Annotated in this window: 18 protein-coding genes and 1 pseudogene; 7 read left to right on the top strand and 12 right to left on the bottom strand. The window is 68.8% G+C overall.

Translation table 11 applies throughout. The features are described from left to right. Window positions 1-213, top strand: a pseudogene (locus tag KB201_RS10160) (IS1380 family transposase); the annotation flags it as partial. A gap of 571 nt (window positions 214-784) precedes the next feature. On the opposite strand, the gene KB201_RS10155 reads toward KB201_RS10160, so the two are convergent. Genes KB201_RS10155 through KB201_RS10125 form a run of 7 tightly spaced genes read right to left on the bottom strand, consistent with a single transcriptional unit; the run spans window position 785 to window position 13,777 of the window. Next, window positions 785-2,119, bottom strand: a complete 1,335-nt coding sequence (locus tag KB201_RS10155) for a lysine N(6)-hydroxylase/L-ornithine N(5)-oxygenase family protein (protein ID WP_058251367.1) — start codon at window positions 2,117-2,119, stop codon at window positions 785-787. Continuing rightward, the gene (locus KB201_RS10150) at window positions 2,116-3,660 is read right to left on the bottom strand and encodes a pyridoxal-dependent decarboxylase (RefSeq protein WP_058251366.1); all 1,545 of its coding nucleotides are present in this window, start codon (window positions 3,658-3,660) and stop codon (window positions 2,116-2,118) included. The genes KB201_RS10155 and KB201_RS10150 overlap by 4 nt, the downstream gene beginning before the upstream one ends. A 50-nt stretch (window positions 3,661-3,710) precedes the next feature. Further along, window positions 3,711-5,171, bottom strand: coding sequence for a condensation domain-containing protein (locus KB201_RS10145; RefSeq protein WP_058251365.1), 1,461 nt, complete (start codon window positions 5,169-5,171; stop codon window positions 3,711-3,713). Further along, window positions 5,159-7,576, bottom strand: a complete 2,418-nt coding sequence (locus tag KB201_RS10140) for a penicillin acylase family protein (protein WP_078111734.1) — start codon at window positions 7,574-7,576, stop codon at window positions 5,159-5,161. Before KB201_RS10140 ends, KB201_RS10145 begins: the two co-directional genes overlap by 13 nt. A 5-nt stretch (window positions 7,577-7,581) precedes the next feature. Beyond that, a complete protein-coding gene (locus tag KB201_RS10135; RefSeq protein WP_068971005.1) occupies window positions 7,582-9,396 on the bottom strand; it encodes an IucA/IucC family siderophore biosynthesis protein in 1,815 nt (604 codons plus the stop codon). A 4-nt stretch (window positions 9,397-9,400) separates the two neighbouring features. Beyond that, window positions 9,401-10,009, bottom strand: a complete 609-nt coding sequence (locus tag KB201_RS10130) for a GNAT family N-acetyltransferase (protein WP_058251362.1) — start codon at window positions 10,007-10,009, stop codon at window positions 9,401-9,403. Window positions 10,010-10,066: 57 nt separating this feature from the next. Beyond that, window positions 10,067-13,777: a non-ribosomal peptide synthetase gene (locus tag KB201_RS10125; RefSeq protein WP_068971006.1), complete on the bottom strand. Its 3,711-nt coding sequence runs from the start codon at window positions 13,775-13,777 to the stop codon at window positions 10,067-10,069. Window positions 13,778-14,155: 378 nt separating this feature from the next. Between KB201_RS10125 and mbtM the strand changes: the two genes are divergently transcribed. Together mbtM and KB201_RS10115 are read left to right on the top strand one after the other, a co-directional pair. Then, window positions 14,156-15,805 (top strand): long-chain-fatty acid--ACP ligase MbtM, encoded by a 1,650-nt coding sequence (gene mbtM, locus KB201_RS10120; RefSeq protein WP_078111733.1) that lies wholly within the window; start codon window positions 14,156-14,158, stop codon window positions 15,803-15,805. A 105-nt stretch (window positions 15,806-15,910) separates the two neighbouring features. Then, window positions 15,911-16,657, top strand: coding sequence for a siderophore-interacting protein (locus KB201_RS10115; RefSeq protein ID WP_058251359.1), 747 nt, complete (start codon window positions 15,911-15,913; stop codon window positions 16,655-16,657). 158 nt (window positions 16,658-16,815) lie between these two features. Here KB201_RS10115 and KB201_RS10110 read toward each other — a convergent pair whose 3' ends face one another. Genes KB201_RS10110 through KB201_RS10095 form a run of 4 tightly spaced genes read right to left on the bottom strand, consistent with a single transcriptional unit; the run spans window position 16,816 to window position 20,077 of the window. Beyond that, complete coding sequence (locus KB201_RS10110) at window positions 16,816-17,604, bottom strand: exodeoxyribonuclease III (protein ID WP_068970671.1); 789 nt, start codon at window positions 17,602-17,604, stop codon at window positions 16,816-16,818. Beyond that, on the bottom strand, window positions 17,601-18,596 hold the full coding sequence (locus KB201_RS10105; protein ID WP_068970672.1) for a GNAT family N-acetyltransferase: 996 nt from the start codon (window positions 18,594-18,596) through the stop codon (window positions 17,601-17,603). Before KB201_RS10105 ends, KB201_RS10110 begins: the two co-directional genes overlap by 4 nt. Before the next feature lie 12 nt (window positions 18,597-18,608). Further along, window positions 18,609-19,211 (bottom strand): peptide deformylase, encoded by a 603-nt coding sequence (locus KB201_RS10100; RefSeq protein ID WP_068970680.1) that lies wholly within the window; start codon window positions 19,209-19,211, stop codon window positions 18,609-18,611. A gap of 20 nt (window positions 19,212-19,231) precedes the next feature. Continuing rightward, on the bottom strand, window positions 19,232-20,077 hold the full coding sequence (locus tag KB201_RS10095) for a triacylglycerol lipase (RefSeq protein ID WP_065630536.1): 846 nt from the start codon (window positions 20,075-20,077) through the stop codon (window positions 19,232-19,234). Window positions 20,078-20,350: 273 nt separating this feature from the next. Here KB201_RS10095 and KB201_RS10090 point away from each other — a divergent pair, with 273 nt between their 5' ends. The 4 genes from KB201_RS10090 (at window position 20,351) to KB201_RS10075 (ending at window position 23,176) form a co-directional block, all read left to right on the top strand. Further along, window positions 20,351-20,716: a DUF3263 domain-containing protein gene (locus tag KB201_RS10090; protein WP_065630471.1), complete on the top strand. Its 366-nt coding sequence runs from the start codon at window positions 20,351-20,353 to the stop codon at window positions 20,714-20,716. 47 nt (window positions 20,717-20,763) lie between these two features. Next, window positions 20,764-21,249 (top strand): LytR C-terminal domain-containing protein, encoded by a 486-nt coding sequence (locus tag KB201_RS10085; RefSeq protein WP_065630470.1) that lies wholly within the window; start codon window positions 20,764-20,766, stop codon window positions 21,247-21,249. An 85-nt stretch (window positions 21,250-21,334) separates the two neighbouring features. Then, entirely contained in the window at window positions 21,335-22,015 is a 681-nt protein-coding gene (locus KB201_RS10080; RefSeq protein ID WP_065630469.1) for a superoxide dismutase family protein, read from the top strand. Window positions 22,016-22,048: 33 nt separating this feature from the next. Beyond that, entirely contained in the window at window positions 22,049-23,176 is a 1,128-nt protein-coding gene (locus KB201_RS10075; RefSeq protein WP_058251353.1) for a glutamate--cysteine ligase, read from the top strand. A 38-nt stretch (window positions 23,177-23,214) separates the two neighbouring features. Here the strand turns inward: KB201_RS10075 and KB201_RS10070 are convergent, their stop codons facing one another. Further along, a complete protein-coding gene (locus KB201_RS10070) occupies window positions 23,215-23,604 on the bottom strand; it encodes a DUF1304 domain-containing protein (RefSeq protein WP_078111731.1) in 390 nt (129 codons plus the stop codon). Window positions 23,605-23,642: the final 38 nt, after the last annotated feature.

The raw sequence follows: 23,642 nt of genomic DNA, 5'->3' as shown, positions 1-23,642 counted from the left end.
ACCGCGATCAGCCACAACCTGATGCGCACCCTCGCCGCACTCACCAACACCCCCAAACTGCGGGCCGCGCGGGGCGCTACGCTGCGCCGCACACTCATCGCGATACCCGCCCGACTAGCCCGACCAGCACGAACCCCGGTCCTGCACCTACCCCGACACTGGCCCACCCAACACGCCTTCACCACCCTATGGACCGCAGTGCATACTCCCTGACCTACCAACCACACCCGCCCACCCACCACCAAGGAACCCCAGTGAAAAAGCTGACACAGGTCAGCGAATACCACACGCCCACAACCTAATCAGGCGATCACGCGCCCCAACCCACCCCACCTGAAACCCCTTCCACGGATTCAGGCTCAGGGAGCAGGGGGTTGCTCGTCGCTATCGCTCCTCAGTATCCGCGGCCTGGCGGCCGTCGTGGACTACGAAAGAACCCGTTGTGTTGGAGCGAGCCCAATCACTGCTCCCTGAGGAGGCCGGAGCTTGCGGAGGCCGTCACGAAGGGTCCTGGTGAGTCGGGTTGCGAAGACCCTTCGTGACGCGCCCTCCGCAAGCTCCGGGCGCTCCTCAGGGAGCGGGGGGTTGGCCGCGCCTTCCGCAAGCTCCGGGCGCTCCTCAGGGAGCAGGGGGTGCCCGTCGCCATGGGCTCCTCAGGGAGCGGGGGCCCACCGCTGGTTGAGCAGGCGACGAGCGCAGTGAGGAGCCGTGTCGAAGCCACTTCGCAACAACGACAACGGCCCGAGCCGCACGTGGCGGATCGGGCCGTGAGCCGGCTAGCGGGTTAGGGCGCGACGATGTCGTCGTCGTCCGAGGCGCCGAAACTTGTGAACGCGGTGTGCCTGGGCAGGCGGTAGGCCTCGCGGCCCAGCACGGTGTTCAGGATGCGTGCGTTGCGGACCGCGCCGATGTCGAGGTTCGGGGCCGAGACGCCGTGCGCGTGCTCCTCGGCATTGGCGACGAAGATCCGGTTGGTCAGGGCGTCGTCGGTCTCGATCTCGTGGTTGGCGCCGATGACCAGGCGTCCGCGCGAATCCCGGTGCAGCGCAGACTCGATCGGGGCCAGGAAGTCCGCCCTGCGGGCCTGGTAGCCGGTACTGGCGATGACCATGTCGGTGGTGTGGGCCAGCTCGGAGCCGGTGTCGAGGTGACGGCCGCGGACCCGGAGCTTGCCGTCGGCGAGGGTGTCGATGCCTTCGACCTCGACCGAGATCCGCAGCTGCACCGGGTTGAGCTTGTCCTGCAACTGGCGCCGGTACAGCAGGTCGTGCAGGCGCTCCAGGGTGTCGGTGGAGATGCCCTTGTGGAACTGCCAGTGCTGCGGGCGAACCCGATCCCGTGCGGCCTCGGGAAGGCTGTGGAAGTAGTCCATGTAGGCCGGCGTGGTCATCTCCAGCGAGAGCTTCGTGAAGTCCAGCGGCGCGAACCATGGTGTGCGCGTCCACCATCGGACCGCGGGGCCGCCGCGTAGGTTGGATTCCAGCAGATCGATGACGATCTCGGCACCCGACTGGCCGGAGCCGATGACGGTGACGGTGTCGGCGGCGAGCGCCTTCTCCTGGTTGAACAGGTAGTCGGAGCTGTGGACCACCGCGGGCGAGTCCGACGAGAGTGCCTGCGGGACGAACGGTTCGGTGCCGATGCCGACCACCACGTGTCGTGCGATGACCGTCGAGGAGGTGGTGCCGGTGTGCATGGTCACCCGGAACGCGTCGGCCTCGGCGTCCCAGGCCACCTCGTCGACGGTGGTGCCCCATCGGAGCGAGTCGAGCCGGGACACGCACCAGAGCAGGTAGGCCTCGTACTCGATGCGGGTCGGGAAAAAGTTCTCGCGTACCAGGAACCGGTACATGCGATCGATGTCGGCCATGTAGTTCAGGAACGACAGCGGATGGGTCGGGTCGACGAGCGTCACCAGGTCCGACAGGAAGCTCACCTGGAGGGTGGCGTCGTCGAACATCAGGCCCGGATGCCACCGGAACTCGTCTCGCGAGTCGACGACCAGGAGGTTCACGTCGTCGAGCGTCGAGGCGAGCGCGGCGAGGCCCAGATTGAATGGGCCGCAACCGATCGCGAGTACGTCTACATTCTCGACAGTGGTCTTCTCTTCTGGGGTCATTCGGACACTCTCACCATTTCTTCACTGTGGACTTCCGCGCCGGGTGCGGCGGTGCCTTCCGACTCCACCTCGAGCGCGACGCGCAACAGTTCGTCGAACAGCTCGTCGATGTCGCTCTCCGAGGTTTCCGGGTTGAGGAGGGTCAGCTTCAGGCAGGTCTGGGGCTCTTCCTCACCGGGCACCCGGACCTGGGTACGGCCGATGAGTGCCTTGCCGTCGGCGATCAACCGACGCCGCAGTTCGCCGTTGACCGCGTCGAGATCGGTGCACCGATACCGGAACACGACGGTGGTCAGCGTGACCGGCGCGATGAGCTCGAGCTGCAGTTCGGTGGCGATTCGCTGTTCGGCGTACACCGCGAGGTCGTTGCACTTGTCGAGCATGTCACCCAGAGTGCGGCGTCCGTAGGCGAGCAGGGTCGCCGCGACCTTGAGGACGTCGGGCCGTCGCGTCGTCTGCAGCGTCTGACCCAGGAGGCCGCTGTACCCGGCCTCCACGTCGTCGTCGGGGTTGAGGTAGGCCACCGAACGGTTCAGGGACACGAAGCGATCGGCGTCGGACAGCAGCATGAGGCTCGCGGCCGCCGGCTGCCAACCGACCTTGTGCAGGTCGAGGGTGACCGAGTCGGCGCGTTCGACGCCGGTGAGCAGACCGGCGAGGCGGTCGGAGAACAGCGAGCCGAAACCGTAGGCGGCGTCGACGTGCATCCAGATCTCGTGCCGCTCGGCGATGTCGGCGATCTCCCCGAGCGGGTCGATGGTACCGAAGTCGGTGGTACCCGCGGTGGCGACGATCGCCAGCGGTGTCGCCGCGCCGGCCTCGCGGATGGTCGCTTCCAGCGCCTCCGGGATCATCCGGTGATGCGAGTCGACCTCGACCGGGATGACCGCGGTCTCGCCCAGTCCCAGTGCCGCACAGGCGCGGTGAACCGAGAAGTGCGCCACGCGCGAGCAGAAGACGACCGGGCGGTGCAACGCGCCGACGCCGTCGTGCCGCACGTCGATGCCCCGCCGGGCAGCGGTGTGGTCGCGAGCGATCATGAGCGCCAGCAGATTCGAGATCGATCCACCGGGACTGAAGACACCGCCGGCATGTTCGCCGAACCCGGCCATACGAGCCAGCGACTGTACGGTCCAGGTCTCGAGCGCCAGTGTGGCCGGGCCGGAATCGTAGGTGTCGAGTGAGGCATTGGTGGCCGAGGCCAGGGCGTCGGCGGCGACCGCGACCGACAGCGGCGCGGGTTGCAGATGCGCCGCCGCCATCGGATGGGTGAGGTCCAGTCCGAACTCGGCCACCAGGCGGGCGAGCCGGGTCAGCGCCTGGGACTCCCCGATCCCGTTCTCCGGGACTCCGTGCGGGCCGAGTAGTGCCGTCACCCCGCCGAGCACCGCGACGGGGTCACCGCTCGGCAGCGGGGCGCCGTGGTGGTCGTCGCCGACCGCGGCCGCGACCTCCGCCAAGCCGCGCCCGACGTCGGCCCAGCCATCGCCGGGACGGGCGAATCGCGAGGCACCCCATACGGACTGGCGGTCTTCGGACACTGAGTTCCCCCCTGTTGACTCTGGCGCGCGGTGGCGCGGTGGCAGGCCGGTCATCCGGCGCTGCCCTTCTGTGGTGCGCTCTCGGCGAGGGTTTCGACGAGTGCGGAGACGTTCTGGTGCAACGACGTCGGAATCAGGTCGACGAGTGCGGTGAGTACTGCGGTGGCGCGGTCGGCCACCGCGTCGGGGACGATCCCCGGCTGGTGGTCGACCTCGACGTGGGTGCTCTCGTCGTCGGCCTCGAAGGCGATCGAGAGCGGGTAGTTGGCGATCCCGTTGAACACCGACCGGCAGGTGACCGGGGCGTCGGCGGGTTGTGGGATCCCGCGCAGCGGCGCGGGCCGGACCGACGCCATGATCTCGATGACGGGAAAACGGCCGCCCTGCTGCCGCAACGCGGTCAGGATCGGCCCGAAATCGGTGCCGGAGTGTTCCATCGATCGGTAGATGGCCGCACCCGCATCCCGCAGAGCCTGCTCGACCGTGGCGTCGGGGTCGATGCGGAACCGCATCGGGATGATGTTGCCGCAGTATCCGACGTTCTGGGGTGACTGCGTCCGACGACGGTTGTCGGCCGGCACCACCAGGACGTGGTCGGCGGCGCCGGTCAGGGCATACGCCGCCAGCGAACACACGCCGATCAGCAACGCGTTCGGGGTGGCGCCGACGGTCTGCGCGACCCGGCCGAAAGCGGCCAGCGAGTCGGCCGCAACCGGGGCGGCGACCTTGATGCCGTCCCGGTCGTCCATCGGCGAGAGCCAGCTGTCGGCGGCACTTTCGGTGGGCAACTCGCCGCTGAGCGGATAGCGGACGTCGTCGGCGGCCCAGGTCGTGAGCGCGTGGCGCACCGCGTCCTCGGCGGCTGCCGAGGCGGCCGCGGAATTTGGTGAGACCGGGCGGGAGTCGGCGTTGACGTCGCCGGGCCACGAACCTGACACCAGGGTGCCCAGCAGCAGCGGCCATGAGGTGTCGTCGACGGCGAGATGGTGCACGACGAGGATCATGGTGACGTCGCCGTCCGAGCCCGAGACCCGAAGCCGGAGTGGCACATCCGACGTCAGATCGAATGGCGTGCGGGTCAGCGCGGTCGCGATCGCGTCGGCATCGTCGACGGGTCCGGTTGCCTCCGCGTCCGGCAGGCCCCAGGTCCACACCGTGCCCGATGCGTCCCACGATCCCGCGTGCGAAACGGCGCGGCGACGCGGCGTGCCCGCGTTGTCGACCTCGACCACCGATTTCAGGACCCCGAAGCGCTCGACGAGTAGTTCGGCGGAGTCGACGACCGATCGGAGCGTTCGCGTACCGCCGAACTGCAGGACGAGTCCGATGTTGTGCGACACCGATTCCGGATCCAGTTCGTAGATCCGCCACATCCGCCGTTCGGCGGTGCCGAACTCGCCGAACGGCACGGAGGCCCTTGGTTCGTCAGCTGCGGCCGTGCGGGCGGGTTCGCCGGTCTGCGCGATTCGACGACGCAACAGCGTCAGTCGCGCTTCGGTCAACGCGGGCATGGCTCCCTCTCGGTCGATGTGGCGGTGGACGTCGTCGACGCTGCTGCGGTCTTGCCACGCAACACATCCCAATCGCGGACGACCTCGATCAGCTCGCCCGCCGCCCACCGCGGCGCCTGGTCCTGGAAGTGATCGGAACGGGGATCACCGCTCACGCCCAGCGGGACGATCCAACGGCTCGCCCCGCGGTCGGCGAGGTCCCACACGTAGCGTGCGGCGGCACCCGTGATGCACAGGTGGGTGCCGACCGCCGCGGCGTTGGCGAAGACGCACTCGGCGTCCCCCGCCAGGGGCAGGGGAGTCGGACGAAGGGTGGCGAACAGATCCGGGTGCTGCGGCGACGCGCCGACCAGGTCGAATCCGTGGATCGGTGCCAGGCGATGGACGCTGCCCCACGTGGGCGTCGAACCGAAGGTCCCGATCCGGGCCACCACGGCATCGAGGGCGGCGACCGCCACGGCCTCGATGTCGATGCCGATCCCCGCCGTGTTGGCGACGACGGAGGTCAGCGCGGTCGCGAGACGGGGCTCGGGCACGAACCACGGCTGGAACACCGCCGGGAATCCGTGCGGCCCGCGCAGCGGCGCGAGCACGTCGGTACTCGCGACCCCGAGAACCAACTGGGTACGGAACTCGGCATAGAGATACGCGTCGGTGCTGTCGGCGATCATCGACCGGTCCCACGCCACCAGGCGCTCCCGGATGCCTTCGGCCTCGGCGTCGGCGCCGCGTACACGTGACAGCAACTCCTGGACGACGGTCGCCTGCTCGAGCCGGACATCGGTGTGGATGTCGGCGCAATCCGCCGGACTCACCGAACCGAGATCGTCGAGTCGCGCGGTGATCCGGTCGGCCCGGAACGGTTCGACGCACTCACTCGTGAGCGGCTGCAACGCAGGCACATCGGACATCCGCTGGTTGGCGGTGACGGTGAAGGCGGGACCCTTCGAGACGCCCTCCGCAAGCTCCGGGCTCCTCAGGGAGCGGGGGGTGGCCTCCGCGAGCTCCGGATTCCTCAGGGAGCGGAGGGTCGCGTCGAAGCCGGGGTCACCGAGCGAACCCGCCTCGTATCCGCGCCACTGGTAGCGCTCGTCCCAGCCCGGGACCGGCAACCAGTAGTTCTCGGGCGCGCGGACCGGCACCCGGCCGGCCACGTGGGTGGCGACGGTGCCGTCGGCGTGGGCGATGACCGCGCGGTTGACCGGCTCGACCCACTTCGTCAGGGCTGCTTCGACATCGGCGACGGTGTGCGCGAAGAGGAGGTCGATCGGCGCGTCGAAGGTGACTTCTTCGGTGAGCAGCGGGGACCGGATGCTCATCGCGAACGACTCGTCGGGGCCGCCGAAGACGACGGCACCGTTCGGGGTGGTGAGGAGCTGCACGGCAACGGGTTCGGCATCCCGGACGAGGATCGTCTCGGTGCTCACCCCGGCCGGCACCCGCCCGCCGCCCGGTACCTCGACCAGGAGCGTGCCGGCCTCGTCGCGCGTCAATCGCTCGAGGTACAGATCTTGATAGTCACCCATGGCATTCGTGATGCCCCAGGCGATGTCGTCGCCCTGACAGAAGTGCGGGACTCCCGGGACGCCGGCAAAGGCGAACCCGGCCATGTCGAACGCTTCGTGCGGACCTGTCGAGGCGAGGTGGAACTGCTGATAGATGCCCGGCAGTTCGAGGAATCGATGCGGGTCGCCGGCGACGATGGGCGCACCGGTCGAGCTCCGCTCGGCGGACACACCCCAGGCGTTGCTGCCCGACGTCGGATCGCCGAGATCCACCGCCGGGGCGGGTTGCTCGGGCGACGCCGGGCGGGTGATCGCGAGGATCTCCCCCAGGAACGCCTCATCGGGCATCGCGGGCACCGTGGGGTCGGTCTCCCGCGTCTCGAAGTCCCAGAACCGCAGCGCATCCAAACCGAGCGTGCGGCAGGCGTGCAGGCGGAAGAGTTTCGTGGTGAACCGGCCGAAGAGCACGTGGTGCATGATGAACACCGAGATCGGCGTCCACGGCCGCCACGGCAGCGGGCGATGCGCCAACGCCTCGAGTTCCGGTGCAGCAGAGGCCTTCTCGAGGTCGCCGAGGGTGCTGTTCACGCCGTTGGCGTAGGCGGTGACGAGCTCGCGGGTCCGGGTGGACGATGCGTCGAAGATGCGTTTCGCCGCCACGTCGAGCTGGGCGCGGCGGGCGAAGGTGTCCCATTCGACGCAGCCGGCCCCGAAGACCTCGGCGGTACGTCCCTCGGCGCGCAGCCGCATGAACTCGATCTGCCAGCGCCGGTCCTCGCCGCATGCCCGGCCCTGTCCGTACAGTGCGCCGCGCGGCGTCGAGGCGAGGACGTGCGGGATGCCGTGGCCATCACGCAGGATCTCCGCGTCGTCGGGTGCGTGGGTGCGGGTGGTGGTCATCTCCCTCACCGGTCCCTCGGCGGCGCAATCGGATTGACGAGCCGGTGACCCGCGTCGATCAGCGATGCGTAGGAGTCCTCGATGTCGACCATGCGCTTGTTGTTGCGCAGTTGCAGCCCGTTCATGTGCACCGCCCCGAACTCCGGTGCGAACAGATCCCAGCGAGCGAACCTGTCTTCCAGATCGGGGTGGGCCGCGACGAACTCACGCAGGCTCTCGGCCACCAGCGACCAGAACTCGTCGTCGCCGACGATGCCGTGCGTGTGCAGGATCTCGGCGAGTGGACGCAGGAAGTCGTCGAAGACGTCCGACAGCACACCCAGGTTGCGGATCTCGTCCGGTTCGGTGGTCCGGACGCGGGCGCAGCTCTCCGGGAGTCCGTCCGCCTCGCCGAACACCGAGACCTCCTCGCCGATGTCCTTGAGGATCGCTCGCACCGGGATGCCCTCGGCGAGAACGAGGATGAGGTTCTCCCCGTGCGGCGAGAACTTCAGCTCGTATCGGTAGAGCAGGTAGGCGATGGGATGTAGATAGGTGCGCAGGTAGCGACGGATCCACTCGGTCGCGGGGACACCCGAACGGTCGATGAACGCGCCGACCAGTGGCTCCCCCAGGTGGTCGATGTGAAGCAGCGCGGCCATGGTCGACAGTTGCTCGTCGGCGGCTGCCAGCGGCACCGGGCTCTGTCGCCACAGCGCGGACAGGATCTTGCGGTACTCCGACCCCGGCTGCGTGATCGGCGTGAACGTCGGGCTGCGGTAACCGATCGCCGCGACCTCGAAGATCATCTCGAAGCCGATCGCGGCGAGGTACTGGTCGTCGGCGACGAGTCCACGGACCCAGTTGTTGATCAGCGGCGTCGTCCGCATGTAGTCGGCCGACATCCCGCGTGTGAAACCCATGTTCACGATCGACAGTGCGACCTTGACGTAGTTGCGGGTCGGGGTGGTCGCGTTGAACACCGTGCGGATCGACTGCTGTGCCTGATAGAGGTCGGGGCTCGTGCCGACCTCGACGATGCGCTGGTCGGCGATGTCGGCGGAGTAGAGCTTGCGTACCTTCTCGACCCACTGCCAGGGATGCACCGGGAGGTATCGGTAATCGGCCGGGTCACAACCGACTTCGCGCAGGGCGTCCCCGAAGTCGGACAGCGTCTCGGGTCCGAGCTCGTCGAGGAGCAGCGCGTCGTAGTCGACGTCGCTGACGGTGGCGACGTCACAGTCCTCGCGACGGACGGCGAGCCAGACGAGCCTGAAGTGGTTGCCCACCTCGGGGGCGTAGCGCTCGATGTCGTCCGCGCTGAACCCAAGACGGCCGGCGTTGGCGACGATGCACGGGTGCCCCTCCGTCATCGTCGCCTCGATGGTCTGGAAGTCGGCGTGAGCGAGATCCGTTGCTGGGATGCGTCGTTCGTCCGGACGGTCGGCGCTGATCGCCAGGGTGTTGATGAACTCCTCGAGGTACTCCGGCAGCGCCTGGGGACCGATCCCCAGGAACGGTGCCAGGTCGACGATCATCGCCACCGCGTCGATCGGGAGTTCGGCGCCGTCGCGCACACGACGCAGCGTCGACTCGTCGATCGCCCAGCTGTCCAGGGCGAGTCGGTCGGCGCGGAAGTGGTAGTCGGTGCGGCCGTCGGCGGAGGAGACGATGTACCCGTCGCCACTCGCCACCGGGGCGAGTGCCCGCTCGTGGGAGAACTCGGCGAGGATCTTCTTCGCGATCCTGGTGTGATACGTCTGGCGAAGGCTTCGCGCACCCGACCCCCCGGCCGTGCGCGTCGCGAATCCCGGAATGGTCCCGATGTCCTGGAGAGTCAACGATCTACGCCCCCAGGTCCGTGACCTCGACGGGTCCGACGCACTTGCCGTTGTCGGTCACCTCGAGGAAGTCGGCTCGGGTGCAATAGCTCAGGTGCGCGGTCTTGTTCCCGACGGGGTAGTCGCCGTCGACGCGGAAGCCGACACTCGCGTTGAGGCGGTGCACGGCCTTGTTGCGGACGTCGGGCTCGACGACGACGCGCGCGGCGCCGACCTCCAGGATCGCGGTCCGCATGATGTGCAGCATCACCGCGCCGGTGAAGCCCGGCAGGGACTGTTCGGCGTGGGCGACCAGCAGGTGCATGCCGATGTCACCGTCGGCGGGTACGTAACCGCTCGCGGGGTCGGCGAGTTCGCTGGTGGCCGGGTCGTAGAGCTCGAACAGGAACTGCGGGCGCCCGTCGTGGTAGCCCAGGCGCATTCCGTAGGGCGTGCCGGCGGTGGCCTCGGCCGACTCGCGAATCATCTTCTCCACGTCTGCAACCGAGCTGTCGAGCATGTCCCAGTACTTGGCCTTGGGATGGGTGAGCCATCCGTGGACCGTCGCGGCGTGCGATACGTCGTCGAGGTCGACCGAGGTCAGGTCGTAGGTCGGGGCGGAGGAAATGGTCATGATGCCTTTGCTCTGGGAGGTGGTCTGTTGGTGTGCCGGAGAAGGTGCCGGATGCGGTCAGCCGCGCGCGATCTCGGCCTCCACCTGTTCGTCGGTGAGTTGCAGGACGTCGAGGAAGGTCTGTGCCACGAACTCAGCGCGTTCCCCGCCGAGTTCGGTGAGTCGTCCGGCGAGCCCCGCGATCGTCCGCCGCGAGAAGATGTCGGCGACCGAGAGGCCGGGTGCGTCGAGCCATTGGCGCGTCAGTGCGACCACGCGGGTGGCCTGGACGGAATCGCCGCCGAGGGAGATGAAGTCCTCGGTGACGCTCGCGGGCGGTGTCGGCAGGACCTCCCCGAAGATCAGGGTGAGGGCCTCTTCGACCGGGCCGCGCGGCGCGACCGACTCGACGTCGTCGTCGTCGGACCGGACGCCGGCGGCGATGGCCTTGCGGTCATGCTTGCCGTTCGGAGTCAGCGGGAACCGGTCCAGGACCGTGATGGACCGCGGGACCATGTGCCGTGGAAGGGCTTCCGACAACCGGGCGCGCAGGGCGGCGTCGTCCTCGGTCGATCCGTCGGTGAGTACCACCGCGGCACGCAGGTCGCGACCGTCGGACCAGGCGACGGCCGAGCCCACCCCGGCCAGACCCAGCAACCCGGCCTCGACCTCACCGAGTTCGACGCGGTACCCGCGGATCTTCACCATGTGATCGGCGCGGCCCAGGAAGTCGAGGAAGCCACCCGGGAGGTAACGCGCGAGATCGCCGGTGCGGTACCAACGCTGTCCCTCGTGCTCGACGAAACGATCGGCGGTGCGCTCGGGGTCGCCGCGGTAACCGTCGGCCACGCCGGCTCCGCCGATCCACAGTTCACCCGGCACGAGGTCGGGGCGGTCGCGGCCGGCGTCGTCGACGACCCGGCAGCGGACGCCGCGGAGCGGAATCCCGTACGGCACGAACGCCATTCCGGCCGGGACGGCATCCGCTTCGCAGATGGTGGAATGGATCGCCGTCTCGGTGGTCCCGCCGAGGCCGGCCACGCGACAATCGGGCAGCTGTGCGCCGACGCGCTCGAGCAGCGACACGTCGACCTTGTCGCCGCCCATGATGATCATCCGTAGCGACGCGGGCAGGGGGTTGAGATCGAGGAGCATGCCGAGGATCGACGGCACGCAGTTGAGCACGCTCACCGAGTGCTGGGTGAGCAGCCGCGCCCAGTCGTCGACCCTGGTCTGCTCGTCGTCGCCGGGCACGACGACGGCGCCGCCGACGGCGAGCAGGCCGAAGATGTCGAAGACCGAGAGGTCGAACTCCAGCGAGGACACCTGCAGGCTACGATCGTCGGCTCCGATCGCATACCGGTCGACGAGGTCGGTGATCGTGGCGACCGCGGCCCGGTGCGGAACCTGGACGCCCTTGGGCAATCCGGTGGAGCCCGAGGTGAACAGGACGTAGGCGAGGGCGTCGCCGCCGATCGCGACCGGGTCGACCGGATCGGTGCGTCGGGCGTCGTTCACCTCGAGCACGGTGGCTTCGGCAGAGGTCCAGGCGGCGGGTTCGGAGGTGAGAATTGCGGCCGGGGTGGCGACGTCGACGATGCGCTCGCGGCGCGCCCGGGGCTGGGTGGGGGCGATCGGGACGTAGGCCGCGCCGGCGGCGAGCACTCCGAGTGCGGCGACGACCTGGTCGCCGCCCTTGGGGAGGTGCACGACGACCGTGTCACCCGGTGTGACCCCGGCTGCGACCAGGGCTCCGGCGACTCGGCGGGCCTCGTCGGCCAATTCGGCGTGGGTCCAGATGCGTGCGTCGGACACGACTGCCGGTGCCCCGGCACGCTCGGCGGCGCGGGCGAAGAAGGTTCCGTGCAGGGTGCCGTCGAAGGTGTCGGTGGCCGGGAGCGGACTCTCCACCGAAAGACGCTGTGCTCGAACCTCGGCCGTGATCGGAGCCGGCGCGGGCACATCCCACTCACCGTCGACGAGGAGCCCGAGCAGACGGACATAGTGGTCGAACATCGAACGTGCGGTGGTGAGTTCGAGGTCGGAGGCACGGACGTCCCAGTTGAGGAGCAGTCCGCCGGCCACCTCGGTCACCTGTGCGTCGAGCAGTACCTGAGGGCCCTGCGAGACGATCCACGACGGATCACCCAGCACGTCGGTTGCCTGTTGCGAGAAGAGGTCTCCCAGTCCCAGCGCGCTGGTGAACACGATCGGCGAGACCACCGGTTCGCCGCGGTGGCGACTCAGTTCGCGAAGCACGTCCAGTCCGTTCATCGAACCGTGCGCGGCGGCCTCGTGCATCGATGCCCGCATCGATCGCGCACGTTCGGCGAGCGTCGCCGGCTCGCTCAGGTCGACGCCCACGAGGATCGACGACGTGAAGTCGCCCACCACCCGCTCGACGTCCGGATGGACCTGTGGACGATCGAACAACGGTACCGTGAGCAGGAATCGCGGTGTGGCCGAATGTGTTCCGACGGCTTCGGCGAAGACTGCGGCCACCGCGGCCGCGGGGGTGACGCCGCGCCGGTGCGCGTGCTCCTCGAGTCGCTTCCAGTCCGACGCGGACACCGAATGGTGGAGGCGGACGCTGTGCGGTTCGACATCGCCGCGCATCGCACGTTCGTCGAGCGGGAGTTCGGGCGGGCCGGGGAGTGTGGGAATCCTTTCGCGCCACCAGGTCACGTCGTCGTCGCGGATCTCCCGCGACGTGCGATCCGCGGTGATCGTCGCGAAGGTGACGCCGAGTTCCGGCAGGGACTCGCCGCGGTACAGGCGAGCGAAGTCGTCGACGAGGACGCGGTAGCTCATCGCGTCGGCGGCGATCATGTCGACGTCGAGATGGACACGGGTCGAGTTCCCCGGCAGCAGACTCAGTTCGGCGCGGATCACCGCTCCCTCGTCGACCGGCAGGGCGCGGTGGGTGCCGTCCGCGCGGCGGGCCGCCAGGACCTGCTCGACCGTCTCCGGTGAGTGTTCCCGAAGGTCGTGCACCGCAATGGCTTCGGGGTGTGCCGGGCCGATCTCCTGGGTGCCGTCGGGAAGTACTCGGACGCGCAGCATCGGGTGGCGTTCCAGCAGCGCGGCCATCGCCGAGGTGAAGCGGTCGCGGTCGACGTCGGAACCGTCGAACTCGATGTAGAGGTGAGCGGCGACATTGCCGAACGCGTGGCTGTCCGACCTGCCGATCCAGTAGGCGTGCTGCATCGGAGCGAGGGGGAACGGTCCTTCGGTCGGTTCCGATGACGAAGGTGCGAGGTCGTCGGTGGTCGGCGCGGGCGTGCCGCCCAGCAACGCCGCCCACGCGGTGATGGTCGGTTGCGCGGCGAGGCGGGCGAAGTCGACGTCGAGGCCGCGTTTGCGCCAGGTGCCGGCCAGTCGCATCATCCGCAGCGAGTCGAGTCCCTGTGCGATGAGGTCCTGCTCGGGGTCGATCGACTCGGGGGTCACGCCGAGCGCCGTGGCCACCTGGTCGCGGATGTCCGAAGTCGCGGCGGCGGCCGCGCCGGCACCGGCCGGGTTCGCGTCGCTCGGCCGACCGGCCGAGGAGCGCAGAAGTGCCGCCCAGGCCGTGACCGTGGGTTGTGCGGCGAGGCGGGCGAAGTCGACGTCGAGGCCGCGTTTGCGCCAGGTGCCGGCCAGTCGCATCATCCGCAGCGAGTCGAGTCCCTGGGCGATGAGGTCCTGCTCCGGGTCTATCGACTCGGGCGTCAGGCCGAGGGCCTCGGACACCTCGGCGACGATGTCGGCCGCGGTGACAAGATCCGTGGTCTGGGAATTCGTGGCCATCAGCCGGCGTGCCTCTCGCAGTTCGGTGAGATGTTTACTCAGTCCGGGGAACCCGCATTTAGGGTAGGTTATACTAACTAACCGCTCCGCCCAATCTCTGGGCAATGTCGGCGAGGGCCCCGCGAGCCGACGCGAATTAGGTTAGCCTAAGTTTCACGTATTGGTCTCATCGGATGACGCGGATCACGTAGTCGCGATGATCGACTCGGGGTCTTGTGTCCGAGAAAGATTAGGCTACCCTACCCAAATGGTGCGAGCAGTTGTGTTCGCCGAGACCAGCGGTCGGGGACGACCCGCGGTATGACCACTCGGTCGCTCACACGACCGGAAGACGATCAGACGACCGACGCCAGGTGCTGGCGAGAACGGGAAACGAGAATGTCGCAGAACAGCGTGATCCTGGAGGAAGCGGGCTCGACCAATGCGTTGGCGGCCACCGTTCGTGAGGCGATGCTGGCGGGGGATACGAGTCTGTCCGTCCTGGACTCCGACACCGGCGAGTGGGTGACGGCGCCGTGGCGCGAGGTCCATGCCCGCGCGGAGCAGATCGCGGTCCAGTTGCTGGCTGACAGCGAACTGCACGAGCCGCAGGCGCTCGGCCTCATCGGGGACCCCACGGTGGACCTGATCGCCGCCATCCAGGGCGCGTGGCTCGCCGGTGTTCCGGTCACCATCCTGCCGGGCCCCATCCGGGGGGCCGACGAGGAGCGATGGGCGCAGAACACCTACCACCGGTACGTGTCGATCGGCGTCGGCACCGTCCTCGGCAGCGGAGCCCAGCTCGACCTGCTGTCGAAGGTCGAGGGACGGCTGCACATCGCGCGAGTGGGCGAGTACGGCCTCGGCGCCGACACCACCGACTTCGTCGCCCGTAACGTCAACGGCAACACCATCGCCGTCCTCCAGGGAACCGCCGGATCGACCGGAGACCCCAAGACCGTCGCCCTGACGGCCTCGGCCGTCTACTCGAACGCCATCGAACTGGTCAGCCGGCTCGGCCTCCACCGCACCCGCGACACCGGGTTCAGCTGGCTGCCGCTCTACCACGACATGGGTCTGATGTTCCTGCTCGCCGGGATGACCACCGGCATCCCCGCCTACATCGTGCCGAACACCGCCTTCGCGGCGGCGCCCTTCAAGTGGATGCAGTGGCTCACCGAGACCAAGACGACCGTCACCGCGGCGCCGAACTTCGCCTACGACATCCTCGGCCGCTACGGCAAACTGCTGCGCGACATCGACCTCTCACACCTGCGCGTCGCGATCAGCGGCGGTGAGCCGATCGACGCCGATGCCTTCGACAAGTTCCTCGAGGCGACCGCGCCGTTCGGATTCGATCGTTCCGCCGCGGCACCCGCCTACGGTATGGCCGAATCCGCCTGCGCGGTGACGATGCCCGCGGTCGGCGAGGGGGTGCACTACGACGAGGTCACCGTGACCCCGCCCGGCGGTGGCGAGCCCATTCGCCGCCGGTACGCGATCCTCGGTAAGCCGCTGGGCGGCATGCAGGTTCGCATCGTCGAGCCGAATGTCGACGTCCCGGTCATCGACGGGCGCAACGTCGGACACGTGGAGATCCGCGGCGCGTCGATGATGCGCGGCTACCTGGGCGACGCCGATCTCGGTGCGGGCGAATGGTTCTCGACCGGCGACCTCGGTTACCTGATCGACGATCGGCTGGTGATCTGCGGCCGGGCCAAGGAGGTCATCATCGTCGCGGGCCGCAACCTGTTCCCGATCGAGATCGAGCGCGCGGCCGCCGAAGTCGCCGGTGTGCGTCGCGGCGGCGTCGTCGCCATGGCGCGGGGGGAGGGTTCGGCCCGGCCGGGCCTGGTGATCCTCGCCGAGTACAAGGGGTCCGATCCCGACCAGGCGCGTGCAGAGGTCAACTCCGAGGTCGCGTCGGCGTGCGGGATCATGCCCGCCGAGGTCATCTTCGTCGCGCCGGACTCGGTGCCGCGCACCACATCCGGCAAGATCCGTCGCCTCGAGGCCCGTCAGATGGTCGAGAACGGCACCTTCCAGTAGGTCCGGTTTTCCGTGGTGCGTCGTGTCATGCCGACGGTCACGAGAATGACAGTGTCTCCCCGGCCCGGACCCCGGGCCGGGGAGGCACTGTAGAGAGGTTCAGACATGAGCGAGGTATCCACGAAGGGGCGCGGCTGGCAGGGCGCCGTCATGAAGATCCTTGGCGGTGACGACTTCACCTTCACCCTCACCGGCAAAGAGGCGGTGACGGATCACTATCTGCGACTGCGTTTCCACGGTGGCGGGCTCCTCACCGGTTCCGCGATCCACCCGACCATGTGGGTGCGCCTCTGGTTCGCCGACGGTGGCAAGCTGCATCAGCGCGGTTACACGCTCGTCGATCCCGACCCGGCGACGGACACCTTCGACATCGAGTTCGCGATCCACGACGGCACCGCCGCCCGATGGGCTCAGGACGCACATGTGGGTGACGCCATCGGCGCGACCCTGATGGGCTCGAAGTTCGCGATCCCCGACCCCGCGCCGGCGGGATGGCTCGTCGCCGGTGACACCGCCTCGCTACCGGCGATCAACTCGCTGCTGGACTCGCTCGGCGACTCCGGGGCGGGTGCGACGATCTGGTTCGAGTATCAGCACGAGAGCGACAGGTCGCTGCCGCTGCGCGCCCGCGCGCAGGATACGGTGCACTGGCTTCCGCGTGAGCGCGACGGCGCGGCCCTCGTCGACGCGGTCCGATCCGCCGCCTTCGACGCCGCCGACCACTTCGGTTGGGTTGCACTCGATTCCACGAGCACCCGCACGGTCGCCGGATTGTTCAGGAACGATTATGGGATTCCCAAGAAGTCGGTGAAGTCGCAGGCCTACTGGATCGTCGGGAAGTCGTTCGCCTGACGGCGCCCCTGCTCCCTGAGGTGCGAGCGAAGCGAGCCTCGAAGGGCCTCGCGACGCATCTCGCCGCGCCCTTCGTGGCTCGTCGCTATCGCTCCTCGCACCTCAGGGAGCATGGGGAGGTTCGCACCTGAGGGAGTAGTTGTGTTGCGCAGCCGCGGTCAGTCGGCGATGTCGAAGACCACCGGGGCGTGATCGCTGGCGCCCTTCGCTTTTCGCGCGGCGCGATCGACGACGGCGCCCATGATGCGGGTGTCGAGAGCGGGCGAGCAGAACGCGTAGTCGATGCGCATGCCCTCGTTCCGGGGGAACCGCAGCTGGGTGTAGTCCCAGAAGGTGTACCCCGGGGCGTACGGAAGGGCCGAGTCGACGAGGCCGGCCTCCAGAAACCCCTGCACTGCAGCGCGTTCGGGTGGGGTCACGTGTGTGCGTCCCTCGAAGTACTCGCGATCCCACACGTCGTCGTCGGTCTGGGCGACGTTCCAGTCGCCGGCGAGCATCATGTCCGCGGCGGGGTCGTGGGCCAGCCGCAGGGTGATGTGATTCCGCAGCGCGTCGAGCCAGGCGAGCTTGTACGTGTAGTGCGGGTCGTCGGGTGTCCTGCCGTTGGGTACATAGAGGCTCCAGACGCGAACACCGTTGCAGCGCGCGGAGATCGACCGCGCCTCCCGGATCGGCTGGCCGTCGACCGGGTGCGTCGGCACGCCGTCGAAGGAGATCTCGACCTCGTCGAGCCCGACCCGTGAGGCGATCGCGACACCGTTGTAGGCGCCTTGCCCGACGTGCGCGACGTCGTAACCGGCGGCGAGGAAACTCATCAGCGGGAACGCGTCGTCGTGACACTTGGTCTCCTGCATCGCGAGAACGTCGACGCCGGCGGTCTCCGCCCAGGCGACGACGGACTCGGACCGGGCGCGGATCGAGTTGACGTTCCAGGTGGCGATCCTCATCGGATGTCCTCCGACGCGGCCGGCACGTGCGGTGTCACATAGCGATAGGTGTGATGCAGCCCGAAACCCAGGCGGCGATACCACGATCCGGCCAACCGGTTGGTGGACTCGACCTGCAGGTAGACCGAGTCGGCGCCCTGCTCGACCCCCCACGCCGTCAGCGCCGCGACCACCGCGGAGGAGAGCCCGCCCCCGCGCGAGCCCGGGTCGGTCCACAGGGCGGTCAACCCCAGCCACCGGTGTCCGTCCGGCGACTCGGTCACCGAACCCCGCCCGATCGCTGCTGCATCGTCGACGGTCGCGAAGGTCATCGGGCCGTCCCCGGCGGTCACGACGCCGGCCACGGTGTCGAGTCCGCGCGACGCGCGCCCACCGGCGTATGCGCTCAACCAGCGGGTGTCCGGTTGCGGATCGAGTTGCACTGTCCGTCCGTGCATCTCGCCGGTGCGCGCGCGGAGCCCCGGCAGGTCGGCGGTCAGCATCTGTACCTCGACCCCGGGGTCTCCGGGAACGGAGCCCGACGGGATGAGGCGATCCGGGGAGGCGAGGAGCGGAGGGAGGCCGCGGTCGGCGTACCACTCACCGATATGTCGCAGGGTCGCGGCGTCGGGACGTGCGTGGCGTGCCAGGGGCACAGCCGAGTTGGCGCGTCTGCTGAAGCCGTGACCGGCCCGCAGGAGCCAGTCGTCGACCCACTCCGTCTCGACACCGGGCCAGGCGAGGGCGGCGGCGTGCTCGAGCGCGCGGATCTCGCTGTTGCGCACCGGTTTCGCGGACAACAGACGGACCGAGGTGATCGCCGCGAACGGGATCGACAACTCCTCGTCGTCGCGTCGTATCCGCAGCGGGTCGGAGTCGTCGAGCAGGACGCCCGTCACGTCCGACCGGGCGGCCGTGGGATCTCCCCGCCAATCGGCGGGGGTCGCATCGCCCAGCAGATAGCGAACGACGACGCGGTCGCCCGCGACGGCACCCGACAATGAGACCTCCACGCGGAAGCGGGATCAGTCGTCGTCGTGCCCGAACGGGTCGGCGACCTCGCCGGGCGTCCACGTCAGACCGGGGACCCCCCACTTGTTACGTTTGATCGCCTTCTTCGCGGCCCGGGCGTTGCGCCCCACGAGCACGTCGACGTAGAGGAAGCCGTCGAGGTGGCCGACCTCGTGCTGGAGCATCCGGGCGAAGAATCCCTCGCCCTCGATGACGACCTCGGTGCCGGTCCGGTCGGTGCCGGTGACGCGGGCCCAGTCGGCACGGCCGGTGGGGAACTGCTCACCCGGCACCGACAGGCATCCCTCGTCGTTGTCGTCGGGATCCGGCATGGTCTCGGGGATCTCGGAGGTCTCGAGGACCGGGTTGATGACCTCGCCGCGGCGGCGGGCCGCTGAGCGGTCGCCGTCGGGGCAGTCGTAGACGAACACCCGGGACCCGACGCCCACCTGATTGGCGGCCAGGCCCACACCGTGGGCGGCGTCCATGGTGTCGTACATGTCGTCGATGAGGCCGACGACCTCGTCGGACGGACGGCCGTCCGCGTCGAGGGGGACCGGAGTGGTCGGCTGGTGCAGGACCGGCTCGCCCACGATGCAGATCGGGAGAATCGCCATGGCGATCACCTTAGCGCTGCTCAGGGCGCAGGAACGACGCCGGGTACGGCGTCGCGGATGGCGTCACCGGCAGGGCCGGGAATGCCGGGGAACAGCGTCGACTGCCAGTCGAAGCTGTCGACCGGCTCGGTCACCACCGAGCCCGCGCACGACCCGCGCAGCGACGTCCGCACGTTGGCGATGATCGTCGGGTCGCGCATCTCGATGACGTGGTCGTACCCGGTGTTCGCCAGGGGGACGGGGGAGTATGCGCGGCACTGTGCGGTTCCGTCGAGGCGACCGTCGGTCCATTCGCCGTCGCTCTGCACCACCGAGTACCGGGTGGGGCCGGGGGCGTCGGGACCACGGTTGAGCTCGGTGACCGCGTCGGCGTACATGCAGGTGTCGTAACCGCCGTCGCGCGGCTGCGCGCAACCGCCGGGCGAGCCGTACTGGGCGGTCCCGATCGCGACGTACTCGTCGACGACGTCGGACCCGCCGAGGAACTTCAGGTAGTGCCGGGCGCCGAGCCCGCCCGCACTGTGGGTGACGAGCCCGATCGACTTCGCGGTGCCGGCGAAAGGTGCGATCGTCCGCTGGATCAGCCGGGCGTCGGACGCCACGTCGCGTCCCCCGGCGTGCGCGTACACCACGGTGTTCCCGTCGGCGCGGATCGCCTCGGCCAGCGGACGGAACGTCTCCTCGTTCTGTGCGTTGCCGGCGTAGAGCTGCTGGCCGGGCACGATGACCACGACGCGCTCGGCGGGCGCGGCGGCAGCGGGCGCGGCGAGTGCCGCGGTCGCGCCGGCGGCCGTGGAGGCCAGCGCCGCGATGGCTCCCAACACTGCTCGCCGGGTCCTCGCCACCCCGGATCCGGTTGTCGTCATCCCGACCGTCGTCATCTCTGTCCCCCGCCTCGACCCATCCCGGACGGGGATGGGTGAGGGCAGCCTAACAGTGGCCGCCGTCCGACGGAATGGTCGTGATGCGCGCCGTGGCGAGTCACACCGCGATCGGACCGGCCCGCCGTGGTTAGATTGGCTGCGAACCACACCGCTGTCATTCGTCTCCGTGAGGAGACGTCCGCGCCCGCGTCGCGTCGCGAATAGGTGCACGTCAGCGGTGGTGTGAGGTCGTCGACTGGTATCTGAGGGAGTGAGATGGACGGCGCAGCTGCGCGTAGCCAGAAACAGGGCGATCAAACCACCCCCGGCCAGGACGCAGAGGCCGGGGCGGCCGGCCGGCCGGTCGATCCGCACGAGGTCGGTGCGGACGGTCTGACCCGCCGCGAACACGACATCCTCGCGTTCGAGCGCCAGTGGTGGAAGTACGCCGGCGCCAAGGAAGAAGCGATCAAAGAGCTGTTCGGTTTGTCGGCGACCCGGTACTACCAGGTGCTCAACGCGCTGGTCGACCGGCCGGAGGCGCTCGCGGCCGATCCGATGCTCGTCAAGCGGCTCCGGCGCCTGCGCGCGACCCGTCAGAAGGCCCGTGCGGCGCGCCGTCTGGGCTTCGAGATCACCTGAGACGCTGAACCCGGTCGCCCTCGCGCGGTGCGTTAAGGTCGTCGGTGATGAATGCAGATCGTGAGCCCAATCGCCTGCCGCTTCGTGCGGGGGCGATGATGCTCTTCGCAGTCGCCGTGGTCTTCATCGGCCTCGGCTGGCATTCCGCGGCGACCGCCGGGAACGACGCCCCGACGACCGAGGCCGCGACGACCGTGAGTTCGTCGCCCACGTCGACGCCGGCGTCCACGAGTGCGGCGTCGACCGACAAGCGGCTCTGCGTGATCAACGCCGGCCAGGTCGCGGGCCTCGCCTCGGACGTCACCGATCTGCTGGAGGCCAGGGGTTACCAGATGGCGGAGCCCGGCAACTACACCGCGGGCGGGTTCAGCGAGAACACGGTCTTCCACGAGGACGACACGGACAAGGCCCAGGCCGACGAGGTCGCCGAGGCACTCGGCGGCCAGGTCGCGGTCGAGGAGCGGCCGGCCTCGTTCACCCGGTGCCGCGGCGGCATCCCGGTGGTCGTGGTGACCGCGGTCAGCGGCGCATGACCCGGGCCGAGCCGCGAACCTCTGAATCACGAAGCAGCTGAACCGAGAATTACCGAAAACCACTGTCCGCCAACCAAGGAGTGACATGTCCGGACGTTCCACACTCGCCGCGCCCCGCGCTCTCGCCGCGTTGTTCTCCGCAGGACTGATCGGCGTGACACTGGCCGGGTGCAGCCCCGACCAGGAACCCACGGACGTCCCGGGCACGACGCCGCCCGTCGTCAGCGATGCGCCGCTCCCGCCGGGCGCCGAGGACGACGTCGACGGCGAGCCCAGCGGCCAGATCGCCGTCGCCGAGATCAAGGACACCTCCGGCGAGGTCGTGGGCCAAGCAACCTTCACCGCGGCCACCGAAACCGCCGAGCCGGTCACCATCAACGTGCGCGTCACCGCCGGTGAGCTGCCGGCCGGGTTCCACGGCATGCACATCCACGAGACCGGCACCTGTGACGCGGGCGCCGGCGGCTCGCAGGCGTTCACCTCGGCGGGCGGACATCTGCAGGTGGACGGCAACACCGATCATCCCTCGAGCGGAGATCTGATCTCGATCAACATCCTCGAGGACCACACCGGCCGGACGGTCACCACGACCGACGCGGTGACCATCCAGCAGCTGATCGGCAAGTCGATCATGATCCACGAGAAGCCCGACAACTTCGGGAACATCCCGGCTGACAAGTACCCGGGCGGCCCGAACCCCGACACCCTGCGGACCGGCGACGCCGGCGCACGCATCGCGTGCGGTGTCATCGAAGAGGAGAGCTAGGGGTTCTGGCGCCGTCCGACGCCACCTGAGCACATGACACCGATCGAGTTCGACGGGTCACCGACCCCCACCCTCGGGGTCGAATGGGAGTTCGCCCTGACCGACAAGGGAACCGGCGATCTGTCGAACTCGGCGGCGGCGCTCTTCGCCGCCGTCGGCGAACACCATCCCGACTTCGCGGGCAGAATCCACAAGGAGCTGCTGCGCAACACCGTCGAGTTGGTGACCGGCATCTGCCGGACCGCGGGCGAGGCGATCGCCGACCTCACGGGCACGCTCGGCGTGGTGCGGGGGCTGACCGAGGACCTCGGCGTCGATCTGTACGGCGCCGGTACGCATCCGTTCGCGGAGTACTCGACCCAACTGCTCACCGAGGGTCACCGATACGCGGAGCTGATCGAGCGCACCCAGTGGTGGGGGCGGCAGATGCTGATCTGGGGCGTGCACGTCCACGTCGGGATCAGCCACCGCGACAAGGTGTTACCCGTTCTCGACGCGCTCCTGAACTACTATCCGCACCTGCTCGCACTGTCCTCGTCGTCGCCGATGTGGGCCGGTCAGGACACCGGATACGCGAGCAATCGCGCCATGATGTTCCAGCAACTCCCGACCGCCGGGCTGCCGTTCCAGTTCGAGACCTGGGAGCAGTTCGAGGCTTTCGTCGCAGACCAGAAGACGACCGGGATCATCGACCATCTCAACGAGATCCGCTGGGACATCCGGCCTTCCCCGCATCTGGGGACCATCGAGGTCCGCGTGTGCGACGGCATGACCAACCTCGGCGAGCTGTCGGCGATCGTGGCACTCATCCACTGCCTGGTCGTCGACCTGGACCGGCGGTTCTCGGCGGGCGAGAAGCTGCCGACGATGGCGCCCTGGCTCGTCCAGGAGAACAAATGGCGGGCAGCCCGCTACGGACTCGACGCCATCGTCATCCTCGACTCCGACTGCACCGAGAAACTCGTGACCGAGGACCTCACCGCTCTGCTCGAACGTCTCGAACCGATTGCGCGCGAACTCGATTGCGTCGACGAGCTGGCCGGCGTCGAGCGCATCATCGCCCAGGGCGCGAGCTATCAGCGGCAGCGTGACGTGCATCGTCGCACCGGTTCGCTACGCGAGGTGGTCGCGTCGGTGGTCGCCGAGCTGGACGCTCCCTGATCTCGGTCGGCGCGAGATCCGGGAGGCAGGGCCCGGGCTCAGCGGGCCAGACCAATGGCGAGCACGACGATTCCGAGAGCGGGAACCACACCCTGCTTCAGTGCGGCCGCGATCTTGTCGGGGCTCGACAGCGCCAGCACAAGTGCCGCGGCCGCCATCGAGGCCGTGCCGGTGATGACGAGTGTTGCGCCGATCGCGATGGATCCGCCGATGACAAAGGCGATCCCGACGAACACGGCGATCGCGAGGAACAGGTTGTAGAACCCCTGGTTGAACGCCAGTTCCTTTTGTGCGCTCGCCTGTTCCACCGTTCCGGTGCCGAACGTCGCGCGTGCGCGCGCGCTCGTCCATGCGATGGACTCCAGATAGAAGATGAAGACGTGGACGAGCGCAGCGATCGCGGCGAGCACCAGACCTGCGATGACCATTTCGTACTCCTCGTTGTCGACGGGCCCGTCGGAGAATA

Source organism: Gordonia sp. SCSIO 19800 (assembly GCF_018132775.1).
Taxonomy (GTDB): domain Bacteria; phylum Actinomycetota; class Actinomycetes; order Mycobacteriales; family Mycobacteriaceae; genus Gordonia; species Gordonia hongkongensis.
The sequence above is the reverse complement of the archived record's forward strand: the minus strand, read 5'-3'. Positions and strand labels throughout refer to the sequence as shown.

What these genes read in the sequence shown, in the direction of transcription:
- KB201_RS10070 (WP_078111731.1), bottom strand. Translation starts at nt 23,604, where the DNA reads ATGGTCATCGCAGGTCTGGTGCTCGCCGCGATCGCTGCGCTCGTCCAC.
- mbtM (WP_078111733.1), top strand. Translation starts at nt 14,156, where the DNA reads ATGTCGCAGAACAGCGTGATCCTGGAGGAAGCGGGCTCGACCAATGCG.
- KB201_RS10110 (WP_068970671.1), bottom strand. Translation starts at nt 17,604, where the DNA reads ATGAGGATCGCCACCTGGAACGTCAACTCGATCCGCGCCCGGTCCGAG.
- KB201_RS10155 (WP_058251367.1), bottom strand. Translation starts at nt 2,119, where the DNA reads ATGACCCCAGAAGAGAAGACCACTGTCGAGAATGTAGACGTACTCGCG.
- KB201_RS10145 (WP_058251365.1), bottom strand. Translation starts at nt 5,171, where the DNA reads ATGCCCGCGTTGACCGAAGCGCGACTGACGCTGTTGCGTCGTCGAATC.
- KB201_RS10090 (WP_065630471.1), top strand. Translation starts at nt 20,351, where the DNA reads ATGGACGGCGCAGCTGCGCGTAGCCAGAAACAGGGCGATCAAACCACC.
- KB201_RS10100 (WP_068970680.1), bottom strand. Translation starts at nt 19,211, where the DNA reads ATGGCGATTCTCCCGATCTGCATCGTGGGCGAGCCGGTCCTGCACCAG.
- KB201_RS10075 (WP_058251353.1), top strand. Translation starts at nt 22,049, where the DNA reads ATGACACCGATCGAGTTCGACGGGTCACCGACCCCCACCCTCGGGGTC.
- KB201_RS10115 (WP_058251359.1), top strand. Translation starts at nt 15,911, where the DNA reads ATGAGCGAGGTATCCACGAAGGGGCGCGGCTGGCAGGGCGCCGTCATG.
- KB201_RS10080 (WP_065630469.1), top strand. Translation starts at nt 21,335, where the DNA reads ATGTCCGGACGTTCCACACTCGCCGCGCCCCGCGCTCTCGCCGCGTTG.
- KB201_RS10140 (WP_078111734.1), bottom strand. Translation starts at nt 7,576, where the DNA reads ATGACCACCACCCGCACCCACGCACCCGACGACGCGGAGATCCTGCGT.
- KB201_RS10095 (WP_065630536.1), bottom strand. Translation starts at nt 20,077, where the DNA reads ATGACGACAACCGGATCCGGGGTGGCGAGGACCCGGCGAGCAGTGTTG.
- KB201_RS10085 (WP_065630470.1), top strand. Translation starts at nt 20,764, where the DNA reads ATGAATGCAGATCGTGAGCCCAATCGCCTGCCGCTTCGTGCGGGGGCG.
- KB201_RS10130 (WP_058251362.1), bottom strand. Translation starts at nt 10,009, where the DNA reads ATGACCATTTCCTCCGCCCCGACCTACGACCTGACCTCGGTCGACCTC.
- KB201_RS10125 (WP_068971006.1), bottom strand. Translation starts at nt 13,777, where the DNA reads ATGGCCACGAATTCCCAGACCACGGATCTTGTCACCGCGGCCGACATC.